This is a genomic window from Sphingobium sp. YR768 (genome assembly GCF_900111125.1).
Lineage (GTDB): Bacteria > Pseudomonadota > Alphaproteobacteria > Sphingomonadales > Sphingomonadaceae > Sphingobium.
The window spans coordinates 124,137-141,661 of record NZ_FOGE01000006.1 but is presented as its reverse complement, the minus strand read 5'-3'; the positions used below and the strand labels follow the sequence as shown (position 1 = coordinate 141,661).

General features: G+C 63.7%; 13 protein-coding genes. 7 read left to right on the top strand and 6 right to left on the bottom strand.

Annotated elements, in window-relative coordinates; translation table 11 throughout:
- Positions 1-92 precede the first annotated feature (92 nt).
- The 7 genes from BMX92_RS10115 to BMX92_RS10085 all read left to right on the top strand — a co-directional run bounded on the left by BMX92_RS10115 (position 93) and on the right by BMX92_RS10085 (position 9,577).
- Positions 93-548, top strand: a complete 456-nt coding sequence (locus BMX92_RS10115; protein WP_256213360.1) for a MarR family winged helix-turn-helix transcriptional regulator — start codon at positions 93-95, stop codon at positions 546-548.
- Between the two features lie 280 nt (positions 549-828).
- Complete coding sequence (locus BMX92_RS10110; protein ID WP_256213359.1) at positions 829-3,336, top strand: TonB-dependent receptor; 2,508 nt, start codon at positions 829-831, stop codon at positions 3,334-3,336.
- Positions 3,337-3,401: 65 nt separating this feature from the next.
- Complete coding sequence (locus BMX92_RS10105) at positions 3,402-4,169, top strand: glutathione S-transferase family protein (protein WP_093015917.1); 768 nt, start codon at positions 3,402-3,404, stop codon at positions 4,167-4,169.
- On the top strand, positions 4,166-4,915 hold the full coding sequence (locus BMX92_RS10100; protein WP_093015914.1) for a glutathione S-transferase family protein: 750 nt from the start codon (positions 4,166-4,168) through the stop codon (positions 4,913-4,915). The genes BMX92_RS10105 and BMX92_RS10100 overlap by 4 nt, the downstream gene beginning before the upstream one ends.
- 4 nt (positions 4,916-4,919) lie before the next feature.
- A complete protein-coding gene (locus tag BMX92_RS10095) occupies positions 4,920-6,482 on the top strand; it encodes an AMP-binding protein (RefSeq protein WP_093015911.1) in 1,563 nt (520 codons plus the stop codon).
- 100 nt (positions 6,483-6,582) lie between these two features.
- Positions 6,583-8,715 carry a PQQ-dependent dehydrogenase, methanol/ethanol family gene (locus BMX92_RS10090; protein WP_093015908.1) on the top strand — a complete coding sequence of 711 codons (2,133 nt, stop codon included), beginning with the start codon at positions 6,583-6,585 and terminating at the stop codon, positions 8,713-8,715.
- Positions 8,705-9,577, top strand: coding sequence for an amidohydrolase family protein (locus BMX92_RS10085; RefSeq protein WP_093015905.1), 873 nt, complete (start codon positions 8,705-8,707; stop codon positions 9,575-9,577). Before BMX92_RS10090 ends, BMX92_RS10085 begins: the two co-directional genes overlap by 11 nt.
- 28 nt (positions 9,578-9,605) lie before the next feature.
- Here BMX92_RS10085 and BMX92_RS10080 read toward each other — a convergent pair whose 3' ends face one another.
- The 6 genes from BMX92_RS10080 to BMX92_RS10055 are packed head-to-tail and all read right to left on the bottom strand — an operon-like array spanning position 9,606 to position 17,485.
- Positions 9,606-12,941 carry a glycosyl hydrolase gene (locus BMX92_RS10080; RefSeq protein ID WP_093015902.1) on the bottom strand — a complete coding sequence of 1,112 codons (3,336 nt, stop codon included), beginning with the start codon at positions 12,939-12,941 and terminating at the stop codon, positions 9,606-9,608.
- A gap of 19 nt (positions 12,942-12,960) precedes the next feature.
- Entirely contained in the window at positions 12,961-13,401 is a 441-nt protein-coding gene (locus BMX92_RS10075; protein WP_093015899.1) for a hypothetical protein, read from the bottom strand.
- Entirely contained in the window at positions 13,398-14,306 is a 909-nt protein-coding gene (locus tag BMX92_RS10070; protein ID WP_093015896.1) for an alpha/beta hydrolase, read from the bottom strand. The genes BMX92_RS10075 and BMX92_RS10070 overlap by 4 nt, the downstream gene beginning before the upstream one ends.
- 14 nt (positions 14,307-14,320) lie before the next feature.
- The gene (locus BMX92_RS10065) at positions 14,321-15,625 is read right to left on the bottom strand and encodes a glycoside hydrolase family 1 protein (RefSeq protein ID WP_093015893.1); all 1,305 of its coding nucleotides are present in this window, start codon (positions 15,623-15,625) and stop codon (positions 14,321-14,323) included.
- 25 nt (positions 15,626-15,650) lie between these two features.
- Positions 15,651-16,499 carry an alpha/beta hydrolase gene (locus BMX92_RS10060; protein WP_093015890.1) on the bottom strand — a complete coding sequence of 283 codons (849 nt, stop codon included), beginning with the start codon at positions 16,497-16,499 and terminating at the stop codon, positions 15,651-15,653.
- On the bottom strand, positions 16,490-17,485 hold the full coding sequence (locus BMX92_RS10055) for an MBL fold metallo-hydrolase (protein ID WP_256213357.1): 996 nt from the start codon (positions 17,483-17,485) through the stop codon (positions 16,490-16,492). The genes BMX92_RS10060 and BMX92_RS10055 overlap by 10 nt, the downstream gene beginning before the upstream one ends.
- Between the last annotated feature and the right edge of the window lie 40 nt (positions 17,486-17,525).

Genomic DNA, 17,525 nt, shown 5'->3' with positions numbered 1-17,525 from the left:
TTGTTGGTGACATTGTATGTGTCACTCACATTTTTTCAAGCCGCAGGATTGACGCGCCGCTATTTACTCCGCACACTGTTACTATGAATACCATGCACGATATGGAGCCGCTCGGCCTCTTCCCCGATCCCCGTCTCAGCGGCATTGACGGACTGGTCGGTTTCCACATCCGGCTGGCGAGCGCGGCGGTCTACCAGCATTTTACCGAGACGTTCAGCGACCTTGGCCTGACGCAGAAGCAGGTGGCGGTGCTCTGGCTGATCGAGGACCAGCCCGGCATCGCCCAGGCGGACATTGGCCGACGGCTGAAAATGGACCGGGCCAGCGTCATGGCGATCGTCAACCGCATGCAGGATCGCGGTTTCGTGCGGCGCGGCGCATCCGAACAGGATCGCCGGCGCCAGACGCTTAGCCTGACCGAGGCGGGCCATGGCTCGCTGGAACAGGCGCGTAGCTGCATCGCCGAACATGAGAAATGGCTGAAGGATCGCTTCACCCCGGCCGAAACGGCGATGCTGGTGGAGCTGCTGCGCCGCGTTTACATCTGAAAATAGAAGCATCGGCGCAAGGCCTGTTCCTGCAAAACGGGAGCAGGCCTTTTTGCGTTTTGGACGAAGCTATTACTTCCACTACCACCAATGGAAATACCGCTACTATTTGCCCTCTCCCAATATCGTAAAATAATCGCATTATCGGTGTTGCGGGGGCGATCAGCCTCTTGCATCGCTAAAAATTGTATGCCTTACTAACAATATCACGGAAGGCGTTACGGCGGGTCGCGCTCGGTCAGGGCGGATCTTAAAGCCGGATCAGGAGAGGGGATTTCCCATGCAACACGAACTTCGTGCAATGATGGCGCGCGCCCTGTTGGCGTCCGCTTCGATACTTGCCATCACCACTCCGGCCAGCGCCCTGGCGCAGGCCCAACCAGCCGACGCGGCGCCACAAAGCGCCGATCAGGACACGCTACCCGCCAGCGCGGTCGCCGACATCGTCGTCACCGCCCAGTTCCGCGCGCAGCGGTTGCAGGACACGCCGATTTCCATCACCGCCGTCGGCGCGGCCGAACTGGAGGCCAAGAGCCAGACCAATCTGGCGCAGATGGCCGACGCCGCGCCCAACGTGTCGCTGAAACCGCAGGGCGCGTCCTTCGGCCCCTCCATCACCGCGTCGATCCGCGGCGTCGGCCAGAATGACTTCAACCCCGCCTATGAACCGGGTGTCGGCATCTATATCGACGATGTCTATTATCCGCAGTTGACCGGCGCGGTGTTCGAACTGCTCGACCTCGACCGCGTCGAAATATTGCGCGGGCCACAGGGCACGCTGGCCGGCCGCAATGCCGAGGGCGGCGCGATCAAGCTCTATTCCAAGCGCCCCACCGGCGATGGCGGCGGTTTCGTCGAGGTGAATTACGGTATCCGCAACCGTATCGGCATCCGCGCCGCCGCCGATTTCGGCATCACCGACACGCTGGCCGTCCGCATTTCCGGCGTCGCCAAGCAGCAGGACGGGTTTGTCGACCGGATCGATTATGGCTGCGCCAATCCGGACAGCGGCATAGCCTCGACCCAACCGGCTGGTGACTGCGTCATCAGCAAGTTGGGCGGCGTGGGCTATCAGGCGATCCGGGCCATCGCCTTCTGGGAACCGAGCGACAAGCTGGATGTCACCGTGATCGGTGATTATACGCGCGACGAACATACGATCGCCGGCGAAGTGCTGCTGGCAACCAGCACGGTCAATTCGCCCAACACCAATCCGGCACCCGGCATCGTCTATGATGATCGCTTCATCTGCGGCCGCTATTGCAACTATATCGGCACCGGCCAGCCTGCGGGCACATGGACGCCCCCCATCCCGGTCGATCCCTATAATGCATCGGGCACACCGCTCGCCGCCACGCAGGGCACGGACCGCAGCCTGTACAAGGGTTGGGGCGTGTCAGGCCAGATCAACTATGCCCTGTCGGATGCGTTCAAACTGTCGTCCATCACCGGCTATCGCACCTTCAACACCCAGTTTGATTCCGACGATGATATCTCGCCCGCCAATATCGGTTTTGGCCGCAACTATCTGGAGAATTGGAGCTTCAGCCAGGAGGTCCGGCTGAACGCGGAACTGGGCGACAATCTGAACGGCACGGTCGGCGGCTATTATTTTAAGCAGAAGTCGACCTATGACTCGCTTCAGGACATTCGCTACGTCCCGGTCTATCCGCTGCAATTCCGCCAGCCCGACCCGACCAAGGCGGAAGCAAAGGCCGCGTTCGCGCACCTCTCCTGGAAACCGATCGACCGGCTGACGCTCAGCGGTGGCCTGCGCTACACGGCGGAGACGAAGGACCAGACCTATTATCGCCTCAACTATGACGGCACGGTCAATCACTTCCTCGATCCGGTCGGCGCAGCCTATGGCATCGGCTATTCTGGTGCGGACACGCTCGACTATAACGGCAACGGCAACACGTCCGAGATCGTCACGGCGCTGTCCGGCCTGACCGCCCATTATAGCGCCAAGCGCTGGGACTATCGCGTCGCGGCCGACTATCGCCTGACCGACAGCCTGATGGTCTATGGGTCGGTGTCGACCGGCTTCAAGGGTGGTGGCTCCAACCCGCGCCCCTTCACCACGCAGCAGGTCATCGCCTTCCGCCCGGAAAAGCTGACCGCCTATGAAATCGGCTTCAAGAGCGACTTCTTCAATCGCCGCGTCCGGTTGAACGCTGCGGCCTTTATCAATGACTATGTCGACATCCAGATCCCGGTGCTGACCTGCCCGACTGCGCCCTGCGCCGCCCGCCTGAATGCCGGTGATGCACGGGTGAAGGGCTTCGAAGCGGAACTGTCCGCCTATCCGATCGACGGCCTCGCGATCGATGCGTCGATCAGCTATCTCGACTTCAAATATATTGCGAGCAGCCTTGATCCCGCCGCCGCCTATCCGACCAATCCGGGCGGCGTGTCGGCCGACGATCCGCCAGTGTCGCCGCCCTGGAAGTTCAGCCTGGGCGCGCAATATAAGATCGACATGGACAAGGCCGGCAGCCTGACCCCGCGCTTCGACGTCACCTATGAAGACAAGAAGTTCGGTGGCGCGGCGGTCATCGGCGGCACCCGGGTTCTCAATTTCGTGCCGGCCTATACGCTCGCCAATGCGCGTGTCACCTGGCAGAATGCGGACGAGGATCTCGACGTCTCGCTCGAAGTCACCAACCTCTTCGACAAATATTATTATCTCTCCGTCTTCGACCTGCGCGGCGCGGGTGCTGGCGTGCGCAAGGCACGTCCCGGCAATCCGCGCGAATGGGCCGTGACGGTGAAGAAGAAATTCTAGGCCTCCCCCTTGGCCGGTCGGGCAGCGCACGGCCCGACCGGCTTCTTTTCGGAGACATAAGCGGCATGACCGACGTCACACTTTATCATTGGGAACCCAACGCCAATTCGGGCAAGCCGATGCTGGCCCTGTTCGAAAAGGGCGTCGCGTTCGACAGCCATTATCTGGACCTGTTGAATTTCGACCAGCATCGGCCGGACTATCTGGCGGTCAATCCGCTCGGCACCATCCCGGCCATGACCCATGGCGACAAGGTGCTGACCGAATCCACCGCCATCATGGAATATGTGGACGAGGCATTTGATGGCCCGCGCCTGATGCCCGCCGATCCCGTCGATCAATGGCGCACCCGCTGGTGGATGAAATTTCTCGACCAGTGGCTCGCCCCCAGCTTCTCCATGATCGGCTGGAGCGTATTCGTCGGCCCCTCGGTCCGGCAGAAAGATCCCGCCGAACTGGAAGCCGCGATCGACCGCATTCCGATGCCCGAACGGCGCGTGGCGTGGCGCAAGGCGATCCATGGCGCCTTCTCAGCGGAGGAGATGACGGAGTCGCAGCGTCGTGTCGCGCTCGGCATCGGCTATCTGGAGCAGGCGCTGGGGCAACGGGAATGGCTGGCGTCGGACGAATATGGTCTGGCCGACATCAATGGCTTCAACCTCGCCTATGCCATGCCCTTGTCGCAGCCACAGCTCTGCAATGACGAACTGACGCCCAATATCATGCGCTGGCTGCGTGCCATCTATGCACGGCCTGCCACCCGCGCCTGCTGGGCGCTGGGCCGCACCGACCTCGCCCGCCGCATCTCCCTGCTTGAAAGCGAACCCGCATGACCGGCATTCTCTATCATGGCCAGCCCAATGGCCCGTCCTTCACCGTCCTGGCCGCTGCCTTCGAAAAAGGCGTCGATCTGGACTTGCGCGCGATCGATCTGGTTGCGGGCGAGCGCCACTCGACCGCCCTGCCCCATGCCATCGAAGTCGACCAGTCGATCGAAGGCGAAGGCCCCGTGCTGGTCGTGGATGGCGTCGCCATGACCGACAGCGTTTTTGTGGCCTGCTATCTGGATGAGGTCGGCAGCGGTCCGGCGATCCGCCCGGCCGATCCCTATGCCCGCTGGCAGATGATGGCCTGGTGCCGCTATGTGATCGAGCGTGTGGCGCCCGCCGCCGCCGCGCTGGGCAATGCGGCCGCGCCGCCGCCTGCCGTCCCGGCCGGCATCGCCAGCGCGGATCTTGCGGCACGCTGGACCGAGGCGGTGGAAGGCAAGGTCGAGGAAAGCCGCCTGACCGACAGCCGCACCAAGATCGTGCAGGCGGTCGAGAAGATCGAAGCGCAACTGGCCGACGGGCGCGACTGGCTGATGGGCGATTTCTCCATCGCGGACCTCGAAACCCATGGCTGGCTGGCGGGGATGCGCGCGATCGTGCCCGATGCCTTCGCCGCCGCGCCGTTGACCGATGCCTGGGAAGCGCGGCTGCGCGCCCGGCCCGCCGTGGTGAAGGCCCTGGGCCTTGCCACTATTCCCGAACCCGAAGCGATCTGGGCGCCCGGCCCGGAGATCAACCGCTGGGGCTGAGGCGATGCGCGCGATCGACTATTTCGACCGGGGCCATGACCGTGATCCCGAACGACCCTGCCTGATCGACGACGCCAGCGGTGAGACGCTGAGCTTCGCGCAGGTCCGGGCTCTGACCATCCGGATCGCCGCCGCGCTGCATGCGGCGGGGTTCCGCGATCAGCAGCCGATCGCGCTCTATGGTCCCAACAGCGCGACGATGATGGTCGCCCTGCTGGCCATCTGGCGCGCCAATGGCCAGTGGGTGCCGGTCAACACCCGCAACGCCATCGACGCCAATGCCGCCTATCTCGACTATGTCCGTTGCGGCTGGCTCTTCTATCATAGCAGTCAGGCGGCGGATGTGGCTGCGCTGAAGGCGCGGGTTCCAAGCCTTACCCACTTCGTCTGCCTTGACCGCCCGCATGATGGCGATCCTTCGCTCGACCAGTTTATCCGCGACAGCGAAGTGGACAGTTTGCCGGATTTTTCCGATCCGTTCGGCAAGCCCGACGATGTGGTCGGCCTGTTCCCCACCGGCGGCACGACAGGACCGTCAAAGGGCGTGGTCGTGACCAATCTGGGCTGGGGCACGATGATCGAAACGCTTGCCGACGCGGTCGATGGAAAATGCGATTCACCTGTCTCGCTCGTTGTCGCACCGATCACCCATGCGGCCGGTCCGGTGGCGCTGGCGACATTGTCGCTGGGGGCGACGCAGATCATCCTGCCCGGCTTCGACGCCGCTGCCGTGCTGGCGGCGATCGCGCGCTATCGTGTCACCCATATCTATCTGCCGCCGACTGCGCTTTACAACCTGCTTGATGCGCCCGAACTGGCAGACAGCGATACCAACTCGTTGAAATTCTTCCTTCTGGTCGGCTCCGCCGTTTCCCCGGAGAAACTTCGCCGCGCGGTCGACATCTTCGGCCCCTGCCTTTGCCAGGCCTATGGGCAGGTGGAATCGCCCATGATCGTCACCTGGCTGCCGCCCGAGGATGTCGCAGCGGCAGCGGCGGGCGACCGACCCGAACGGCTCGCCAGTTGTGGGCGGCCAACCCGATCCGTGACCGTCGCCATCATGGGCGAGGATGGCAGCCTGCTGCCCGATGGCGAGGCGGGCGAACTGGTGGTGCGCGGGGTGCTCGTGTCGCGCGAATATTATGATATGCCCGATGCGACCGCCGAAGTGCGCAGCCATGGCTGGCACCATACGGGCGATATCGCCCGGCGCGACAGGGACGGCTATCTCTACATCGTCGATCGCAAGAAGGACATGGTCGTGTCCGGCGGCTTCAACGTCTTTTCCGCCGAGGTGGAGGCCGCCGTCACCGAACTGGCCGCCGTGCGCGAGTGCGCCGTGATCGGCATCCCGCATGAAAAATGGGGCGAGGCCGTCCATGCCATTGTCGTCGCCGACAATATCGGGGAGACAGAGATCATCTCCCACGCCAAGGCCCGGCTGGGCGGAGTGAAGGCGCCCAAGAGCGTCGCCTTCGTCCCCGCCATTCCCCGGACCGCCGCCGGAAAGATGGACAAGAAAGCCCTGCGCGCCGCCTATTGGACCGGCGCGCGGATGGTCAATTGAGCGATTTCAGTCAAGTGGCACATTTGACGGCTCGGAAATCGCGGCAAACAGAAACGGGTGACAGATGAAAACATCTGCACCGCATAAGGAGAGGAAGAGGATGCGGGTCGCGATTGCGCTGCTGTTGGGAACGAGTCTGGCCCTGTCGGCCTGTGGCAAAGGGACGAGCCAGGACGCGGCCGCGCCATCCGCCTCCACCGGCGGCGTGGATGCCGCGCGGATCATCGCGGCCAAGCCCGCAGAATGGCTCTCGACCGGTCGCACCTATGACGAACAGCGCTTCAGCCCGCTGTCCGCGATCAATCAGGAGACGGTCGGCAAACTCGGCCTCGCCTGGTCGGCCGACATGGACACCAATCGCGGGCAGGAGGCGACGCCGCTCTTCATCGACGGCACCCTCTATGTCTCCACCGCCTGGAGCATGGTGAAGGCCTATGACGCGCGCAGCGGCAAATTGCTCTGGTCCTATGATCCGGAAGTCCCGCGCGACACTTTGGTCAAGGCCTGTTGTGACGCGGTCAATCGCGGTGTGGCGGCATGGGGCGACAAGATCTTCGTGGGCACGCTGGACGGGCGACTGATCGCCATCGATCGCAAGAGCGGCAAGCCGGTCTGGACCAAGGTCACGCTCGACCAGACGAAAAACTACACCATCACCGGCGCGCCGCGCGTGGTGAATGGCATGGTCGTCATCGGCAATGGCGGCGCGGAGTTCGGCGCGCGCGGTTATGTCGCCGCTTATGACGCCGATACCGGCACCGAAAAGTGGAAATTCTACACCGTCCCGGCCCAGCCCGGCACGGAAAAGGAACCGGATTACCTCAGGAAAGCCGCCTCGACCTGGTATGGCGAATGGTGGAAGCAGGGCGGCGGAGGCACCGTGTGGGACGCCATGGCCTATGACCCGGAGCTGGACCTGCTCTATATCGGCGTCGGCAATGGCTCGCCCTGGAATCAGGCCTACCGGTCGGAGGGCAAGGGCGACAATCTCTACCTCTCCTCGATCGTCGCAGTCCATGCGAAGACCGGCGAATATGCCTGGCATTATCAGACGACCCCCGGCGATAGCTGGGACTTTACCGCCACCCAGCACATCATGCTGGCGGACATAGAGATGGGCGGCCAGAAAAAGAAAGTGCTGATGCAGGCGCCCAAAAACGGATTTTTCTATGTGCTGGACCGCGCCAACGGCAAACTGCTGTCCGCCAAGAATTTCGTGCCGGTCAACTGGGCCAGCGGTATCGACATGAAGACCGGGCGGCCGATCGAAAATCCCGACGCGCGTTACTACAAGACCGGCAAGCCCTTCATCGGATCGCCCGGCGCGACTGGCGCGCATAGCTGGCATCCGATGGCCTTCGATCCAAAGAGCCAGACCGTCTTCATCCCCGCCAACCTCGCCGCCTTCCCCTATATCCCGGAAAAGGGATGGAAGGCGAACAGGCTAGGCTTCAACGTCGGCGTCGATATCGCGGCGGCCGCCATGCCGGCCGACAAGGCGGTGCGCGACGCCGCGATGAAAGCGACCACCGGCGCGCTCATTGCCTGGGATCCGGTCGCACAGAAGGAAAAATGGCGTGTTTCCTACAAGGGGCCTTGGAATGGCGGCTTACTGGCGACCGGCGGCGATCTGGTGTTTCAGGGGACGGCGACAGGCGACTTCAACGCTTATGCCACGCAGGATGGGCGTAAGCTCTGGTCCTTCCCGGCGCAGACCGGTATTGTCGCGGCGCCCATCAGCTATGAGCTGGACGGACAACAATATGTGGCGGTGATGGCCGGCTGGGGTGGCGTCTGGGCACTGGCGCCCGGCATCCTCTCCGACAAGAGTGGCCCCAGCCGCAATATCAGCCGGCTATTGGTGTTCAAGCTGGATGGGAAAAGCGCGCTGCCCGCACCGCCGCCGCATAGCGCCATGCCGCTCGACCCGCCGCCCTCTACCGCCAGCGCGGCGGAGATCGCGGCGGGCGCGGCCCGCTTCGGCCGCTATTGCAGCACCTGCCATGGCGACGCGGCGGTCGGCGGCAGCATCGTCCCCGACCTGCGCCGCAGCGCGGCCTTGAACGACAAGGGCACATGGCAGATGATCGTGCATGACGGCGCGCTCAAGGATAATGGCATGGTCAGCTTTGCGTCGATCTTCTCCCCTGCGGAAATCGAGAGCATCCGCGCCTATGTCATCCACCGTGCCAATGAGGACAAGACACTGGAAAGCGCCCACAATGCCCGTTGACCCGACCAAGGTTGTCGCCATCGACGTCCATGTCCATGCCGAAGTGTCGTGCCACGACCCTGAAGACCCGGTGATGGCCAAATATTTCGACGCGGCGTCGGCCTATTTCAAGGCGGATCGCAAGCGGCCGACCATCCCCGAAACCATCGCTTATTATCGGGCGCAGAATATCGCCTTCTGCCTGTTCACCGTCGATTGCGAGAGCGGGATCGGGGCCAAGCGGATCAGTAACTATGAGGTAGCGGAACTGGCCGCCAATGACAGCGACATCGTCATCCCCTTCGCCTCGATCGACCCGCGCAAAGGCAAATATGGCGCGCGCGAAGCCCGCGATCTGGTCGAAAATTATGGGGTCAAAGGCTTCAAATTCCACGGCATCATGCAGGATTGTCACCCGGCCGACCGGGTCGCCTATCCCATCTATGAAGTGATCGCCGAATATAAGCTGCCCGCCATCTTCCACACCGGCCATTCGGGCATGGGCACGGGGATGCGCGGCGGCGGCGGGGTGCGCCTGAAATATGGCCAGCCTATATTGGTGGACGATGTCGCGGTCGACTTCCCCGACATGAAGATCATCCTGGCCCACCCAAGCTGGCCATGGACCGACGAGAGCCTGTCGATGGCGCTGCACAAGGACAATGTCTTCATGGACCTGTCCGGCTGGTCGCCCAAATATTTCCCGAAACAGGTGATTCAATATGCAAACACGCAGCTGAAGCACAAGATGCTGTTCGGCTCCGACTGGCCACTCATTCGCCCTGAAAAATGGATCGACGCGGCGCGCGAGGCGGGTTTCCGTGAGGAAGTGCTGCCGCTGATTATGAAGGATAATGCTGTGAAGCTGCTGGGGCTGGGATGACGCGCCGGGCCTTCGCTCCGGTGCGTCATCACCACCCTTGTTCGGCGATCAACTGTACCGGGCCGATCAGGCCGGATGCGCGCAACGGCGCATCGGGCTTGTAGGTGGGGGCCGCCGTGAAGGTGAGCCTGTCCGCGCCGGGCTGCTGGTCGCCGATCAGGCGGTTGACCCACAGGTTCGCGACCTTGATCTCCAGTTGATTGGTCCCCTGCTTCACGAACTTGCCGATGTCGATGCGATAGGGTGCGAACCAGCTTGTCCCCGCGAGTTGCCCGTTGACGCGCACTTCGGCGATATCGCCGATCTTGCCCAGATCCATCCATAGCGGCCCGCCCGCTTTCACGCCCTTGGGCAGCGAGAAGCGCGTGCTGTAGGTCGCGATGCCGGAGAAATAGCGCACGCCCTTGTCCGCATTATTCTCCAGCGGGGTGAGCACCGGCATCTCGATCTGCGCGGGCGCGCCACGGCCCGGCTGGAAGCGAACGGTCCAGGGACTGGTGATGGTGGCGACGGCATGGGTCGCCTTCGCCGCGACGGTGGCGGACGGCGCGTCAGCGGCTTTGCGGAACAGGATGAAGAAGGCATCCTCCGCCCCGACATCGAGCGGGATTACGGTTTCACCGCCCTCGATCCGATAGGATACAGGCTGCGCCGTGCCATCGATCGCGCGCCACAATTCAGGCTGCTTGCCGGTGACGCGGAAGCGGGCCTCGATCCGGCCTGCCTTGTCGGTCCGGTTGTTGACGAAATAGAGATCGCCATCCGCCAGCTTGCGATGCACGAAGCGATAGTCGGTATCGGCCGCGCCGCCCGTAATGCGGAAGTCCGGCGTGATTCCTACGCCGGCCAATGCCGCCTCGGCATCCTGGCTGGCGATCACGCGCCCCTTGCCGACAGGCGAGCCGCTCCACAGGCGCGTGACGAGCGCCTTGAACGTAGCGGCATCATCCTGAAGCCCCGGTGCGCGTTCCGGCGCGGCGCCGATCACCGTGGCGCCCGCTTCGACCAGCGCCGCGATGCGTTGCAGCGTCGGCAGGGTCATCACCCGGCTCGATCCGCCCAGATACAGGGCATGATAGCGGGCATTGCCGGCCACCAGCTCGCCATTATCCACCCGCATGCGATTGGCGAGGATGTCGGCATTGACGAAATCATAGGCGTAGCGGCGCGGCAGGTCGGCCGGCACGCCATGTTCGAACAGCGACGTGATCGGTGCATCCTCGCCAAAGAAATAGGCGAGGTCGGCATGGTCGCGGCCCTGCTGGAGCAGATAGCCGGTGCGGGACATATAATCGACCCACGGCCTGGCCATTTCCGCCCAGCTTTCATGCCGGTTGAAATATTGGCCGAAGATCATGAGGCTGAGGCCCGGCAGCTTGTCATCGACCGGCTGGTGCACCGATGTATGGACGATCGGCCGGTTGACGCCGGACGCGAATTCCAGATCGATGACGCGCTTGAGGTCCGACGGGGCGAAAGCCCAGGGCGCGAAGGCCGATGTCATGGATTCGGCCGAAACGACATTCTGGCCATAGATATGGGCGACAGACGCCGCGCCCTTCATGTCGCCGATCAGGGTCGGGCGTGGCGCCGCGCCCCGGTTGAAGGTCCACATCGCGGCCATGGGCACATCGGTATGCGAGCGCATCGCCAGATCATCCCCCAGCACGGGGCGGCCATTTTCCAGTGCCTCGCCATAGACGGTCAGGCCATTTTCATGCGCGACCCTGGCCACCGTACCATAATGGGCGTCGGCCAGCAGGTCCGCCAATGTCTGGCGATAATCGTGCAGGAAAGCGTCACTGCGCGCCGGCGAACCGACCACCGTGCCGATCAGCGTCGGCAGGAAGGGCACGGGATCATAGCCGCGCCGCGCCTTGAATTCCTCGACCATGCGCGGCGTCCAGTTGGACGCGCCCACCTCGATACTGTCGGTCAGCAGGGCGCGGATGCCCTTCTGGCCGATCCAGTCTGCGCCCACCGTATCGCGATATAGGCCGATATAGGTTTCAAGATAGCGGCGGACGGCGGCGGCATCATATTTGTCGACTTCAAGGCCCGTGGCTTCAGGCGTGGCCGGATGGTTGGTCTTGCCGGTCAGCGAATAGCCCATGCGGACAATACGCCAGTCGCTGCCTTTGGGCGCGGTCCAGTCCAGCGTGCCATCGGGACGCAGACGATCGGTCAGGTCGATGACCTTTGCCGGATCGATCGCGGGTGCAGACGGCGCGGTCCCATCACTCAGGCTGTTATAATCGGGCAAGATCGCATAGGCGGCCTTCGCCTCATATTGATCGATCTTCGCTTCGGCCGACAGGCGCAGCTCGCCTATGCCCAGCGTGCTGCTGTCGGGGCGGGCAAAGACGTCCATCATCACCGCGCCGGGCGCGCCATCGCCAAGGCCGGGCGACTTGGCCGCATCATTGGGCGAAAGCACGAGGCGGAAACGCTGCGCCGTGACCGGTGCAAAGGCGATCGTCGCCGACACTTCGGTCAGGGTGAAACGACCGACCGGCTGCCAGCCCTGCGCCGTCTGCACCTCCAGCGTCGGGCGATAGGCAGGGTCGCCGAAGGGCGGCCGGGCATGGGGCACGAACAGGCTGGCGGAGCGGATGGTGACGGGCTTGCCATAGTCCAGGATCAGCGTGCCGGGATGGGCGGCGTCGCCCTTGGCCATCTGGGCGACCGTCTCCAGATCATCGTCCAGCAGCGGTGCGGCGGTGATTGCCGTGCCGTCTGTCTGTGTCACGCGCGGCTGGGGCAAGGCGACGGCGCTGACCGGGTAAGCCAGAATCCGGGCATCGGCATAGAAGCTGGGCAAGGCGCCCGTTTCGGCGCCGCCCGCCAGCGGATCGCTGAACTTCGCGCTCTGGAATGGACCCGTGACCGACGGGGGAGCAGACAGGGCGCCCTTCAGCCGCTGGCCGCCGCGCAGGTCGGTTTCGCTCCAGACCAGTTTCTTCATCGCATCTTCGGGCTTGACCCATGGGCCGCCCGTCTCGCTCCAGCCCGGCGACGCCGCGATGGCGAATTCCAGCCCCTTCGCGTCAGCGGTCTGGACGGCATGGCGGAAGGCATCCTTCCAGCCATCAGTCATATAGATCAGCCGGTCCTTGACGATCTGCGGCGTCATCAGGCTGGCATCGAAATTCTGGACGCCGCCAATGCCCATGCGGGCCATCCAGTCGAGATCCTTGTCGATCCCGTCCTTGGTGACATTGCCGTTCATCCAGTGCCACCAGACGCGCGGGCGGGCCGACTGGGGCGGGTTCTGGAATCCGTCGGCCAGATCGTCCGCCCATACGGGCGTGGCGATCATGGTGCAGGCCAGCAGGGCGGCAAGGCGAAGGGCGCGGGCTTTCATCAACAGACTATCCTCTACTTCATATATTTTGGGCGGAGGTCAGCAGCCGTCGCAGCGACAGGCTGGCCACCAGCGCGCCGAGCGCACCGCCATAAGCGATCTTGATCGTCAAAGCCGTGGCCCAAGCCATAGTCGGAAAGCCGGCATTACCGATCGAAAAGGCGAGCAGGCCGCCCAGCGCTGCCCCGGCTATGGCAAATAGCATGGCACGGCGCAGAATGGGGCCGATGGTGGGACCATTGCCCAATTGCCGACGCGCGATCAGCGCCGGAACCAGAGCGCTCATCAGGCAAACCGCGATGCTCTGCGGGATGAAGTCCAGCGCCAGCCCATCGGGCGTACCCCAGCTTAGCGGCCGCGATTGCATGCCGAAGACGCCGAGGAAGAAGGCAAGGCTCAGCACGCCATTGATGACGACGCTGATTGCCGCTTCCCGCCGGATCGAAACGGCGCTCGTCACTGGCCCGCCTTCGTCGTCAGAAGGCCGCGCATCTCCATCCAGGACAGGAATTGCGGCAGGACGCCCATCGTCGTGGTGCCGGGCTTGCCCATGCCAAAGCCATGGTCGCCCCGTTCATAGGCATGGAGTTCCACCGGCACATGCGCCCGGCGCCAGCTTTCGACCAGTGCATAGGATGGCGTGGAGAAGAGGCTGTCGTCATTGGCGATCGCGGCGAACATCGGCGGGGCGTCCGCCGGAACATCGCGCGCCAGCATCGGGCCATAGACATAGCCGATGAAGGACGGTCGATCGCCGCCCTTTCCTTCCAGCGCGGCATTCATCGTCGTCATCGCGCCGGCGGAAAAGCCGATCATCCCGACCCGACCGGCGTCGACGCCCCATTTGCCCGCATTGGCGCGCACCAGCTTGAGCGCGGCCAGCGCATCGAGCGTGGCGCGGGGTTCGCTGATGGAGGGCGGCGCATCGGGATCGCGCAGCGAGTCCGCCATCCGCTTGCCCATATAGGCGGATGCTTCCGCCGTATCGGCCGGGGTCTGGTTCAGCCGATATTTGAGGACGAAGGCCGCGATCCCATGATCGGCCAGCCAGCGCGCCACGCTCCAGCCCTCATGATCCATCGCCAGCAGCATGAAGGCGCCGCCCGGCGCCACCACGACCGCCGCGCCGGTCGCCTTGGCAGGATCGGGCAGGATCGGCGTCAATGTCGGCACGGTGACGTTGCGCACCGCCAGATCATTGCCGAAGCGCACCCAGTTTTCGGTCGATGTCTTGGGTGCTTTCACATCCGGATAGAGCGGGATGGCATCGGGTTCGGCAGGTGCCTGCGCCGGTGTTGGCACAGGCATTTGTGCGGCAACCGGCGTGGCGAGAAGGAGGGCGGAAATGAGGGCAAAGCGCTTCATGGCAGACCTCCTTTTTACAGCGCGTTCCTACGGGCGATCGCGCCATAGACGGCGGCGCTGGGCTTGGGCGTGCGGGCGAAGGTGACCGGATCGACGCTGACCAGGCCGAATTTGGGCTTGTAGCCGAAAATCCATTCGAAATTGTCGAGCAGCGACCAGTGGCAATAGCCCAGTACCGGCACGCCATCATCGATCGCCGCCTTCAGGCCGGCGAGCGCTTCGGGGATGAATTTGGCGCGGATCGCGTCATCATCAGTGCCGACACCATGTTCGGACACCAGGATCGGCACGCCGGTCGCTTCATGGGCATAGCGGACCGCGCCAGCGAGCGAACCCGCCCAGACTTCGGTGCCCGACCAGTTGACGGTCGATCCCTTGGGCGCAGGCAGGCGGCCCTTGTCGCCCCAGAGCGCACGCTCGTAATTTTGCACGCCGATGAAATCGTCACCCTTGGCGACATTCAGCCATTGGCCGTAAAGCTCGCCGCGCATCTTGTCGCGGACCGACGCCTTGCCGACGGCCTGATCGTCCATCATCGCCAGCGATATGCCGACGGGCAGGTCGGGGCGCACCGCCTTGATCGCCGCCTTGCCGGCCTTATGCGCGGCCAGCAGGCCGGCTTGCAGTGCTGGGAGATCATCGAAACCCGCGACATTGGCGCTGACGAATTTGGGCACGCCCAGACGCTTGGCGGCGGTTTCCAGCGTCAGCTTCTGGATATCCCAGACCTGCGGCGGCAGCATCGGCTTCAGCAGCAGCAGGATATTGGGTTCGTTGAAGGTGATGACCCGGTCGATCCCCTGCCCGAATGCACGGGTCGCCTTGTCGCAATAGCGGGCAAAAAGCTCTGCGCTTTCGGGGTTGGTCCAGCCGCCCTGCGCGCTGAACCAGCGCGGCGCGGTGAAATGGCTGTAGGTGACGATGGGGGTCAGGCCACGGGCGTGGCAACCATCGATGATCGCCTTGTAATGATCGAGCATCGCCTGGCTGAACAGGCCCTTTTCCGGCTCGATCCGCGCCCATTCGATACCGAAGCGATAGGCGTTGAGGCCCATAGTCTTGACGATGTCGAGGTCGGTTTCCCACAGTTCGAAACTGTTGCAGGCGTCGCCCGAAGGCTGGGCGAAGACGGTGGGCTGCTGGTTCTCCAGAAACCACAGGTCGCTGGCGACATTATTGCCCTCAATCTGGTGTGGCGCGGTGGCCGTGCCCCAGAAAAAGCCCTTGGGAAAGGCGGGATCGGCAGTCTTGCGCGCAGCGAAGGCGGGGGCGGCCATCAGGGCGGCACCGGTCGCCAGAAGGGTTCTGCGGTCCAGCATGTTTCCGTCTCTCCTATTCTTTGTGTCAGGCAGTGGTTTCGCGCACGAAAGCGCAGATTTCTTGGGACAGCCGCCGGTCGGCGGTGCCCAGATGCATGGCCATGCTGTAATGATTATGTCCCGAATGAATGAAGGCGCGCGGCATCGCGCCATGGCGGGTCAGGCGATCCTGCATCAGGCCCAGAAATTCGGCCTGAAAGCGGGGCGGATCATATTCGGCGCAGGCGAGGAATAGCGGCAGGCTGGTCGCCGCCACGGCCTCCAGCGGCATGCGGTCGGGATAGAGCGCGGGGTCGCCATAATAGAGCATGTCGCGCTGATCGAGCGGGGTGTAGCCATAGAGGCCCGACAGCAGGATCGCGGCCCGGATGCCGCGATCGCCAGCCAGCTTGAGATAGCCTGCGACATGGACCGCGCCGGCCGACGTGCCCATCAGCACGATGCGGTCGGGGTCGCCGCCATGCTGCGCGGCATTGGCCTTCAGCCAGTCGATGACAGCCGCCACATCTTCCGACCCGGCGGGCCAGACATTGTCGGGCGCCAGCCGATAGTTGATGACGACGCCCAGAAACCCGGCCTGCGCGGCCATGCGGCCGACATTGGCATTGGGCCAGTCGGTCGCGCCGCCCTTGTCCCCCTTCAGAAAGCCGCCGCCATGCACGAAGACGAGGATCGGGGCTGGGCTTTCCACCTGCGGGCGGTATAGGTCGAGGCGGTGGCGTTCATGCGGGCCATAGGTGACATCTGTCACCGTCACCGGCACCTGCGCCGCCAGAGTCGATTGTTCAGCATCGAACAACGCCCGACATTGACTCAGCACATCCGGACCGAGATCGGTTCCCATCGCCGAGATGGCAGCGCGCATCACCGACATCCCAGATCGAAGCTGGAAAGATCCCGCGCCAGATCGACCGGGCCGGCATAGGCCTTGCCGATATCCGTGCGGATCGACAGTTCGGATTCGCTAAGCAGGCCCGGAATCGCATAATGGGTCAGCACTACCTTGCCCGCCTTCGCCTTGAACGCGATCGTCCCGATATCAGCCGGCAACAGGTGGTGGGTCGACAGATGCTTCTGCATGGAAACCAGCATTTCGGGCGAGGCATCAACGCGGCGCTCCCGGATTTCCTTCATCAACCGGTCGAGATCGATCACCTCGCTGACCAGCATGTCGGTCCCCGATGCCAGCGCCGTTACCGCATCGCTGGGTCCGGTATCGCCCGTATAAGTGATGCTGCGGCTACCCAGCGCGAAACGGTAACTGAGGGAGATATTGGCCGGATCTGGCTTTCCATCATGGTCGAAATGGCTGTTCGCCGCCGCCTTTACGGTCACACCCCCGTCGAGGGTGATGCTCTGCCCGTCGCGCAGTTCCATGGCGCGGACCGATCCGGCAGGCGTGGGCGGCAGCGCGCCCAGACCGAAACCGATTCTGGCCGGCGGTCCCATGGACGCGACGATGCCGTCGACCACCTCCTTCGTACCGGGCGGGCCATAGACGGTCAGTACCCCCGGAAACTGGTTCATCCAGCGCAGGCCAATGACCGCGCCGAGGCCGCCGCTATGATCGAGATGTAGATGGCTGATGAACACGGTACGGACCAGGCGCATGTCCATGCCAATCCGCGCCAACTGGTCGATCGTGCCATCGCCGGTGTCGACCAATATTCTCTGATCACCGGCGATCAGCAGATTGGCGGGTTCGGACCGATCGGCAGTCGGAACCGGGCCTCCCGCCGTACCCAATGTCACCCAACGCAAGGCCAGGCATGACCCCTGCGCGAAGGCGACACCGGGAGAGAGCGACAGCAAGCCCGCCAACAGCAAGGTACGAAACTGGCTCGACTTATGCATTCCCATCTCTCTCCTTCACCACGCCCGTACTATTGGCAGAAAAGGA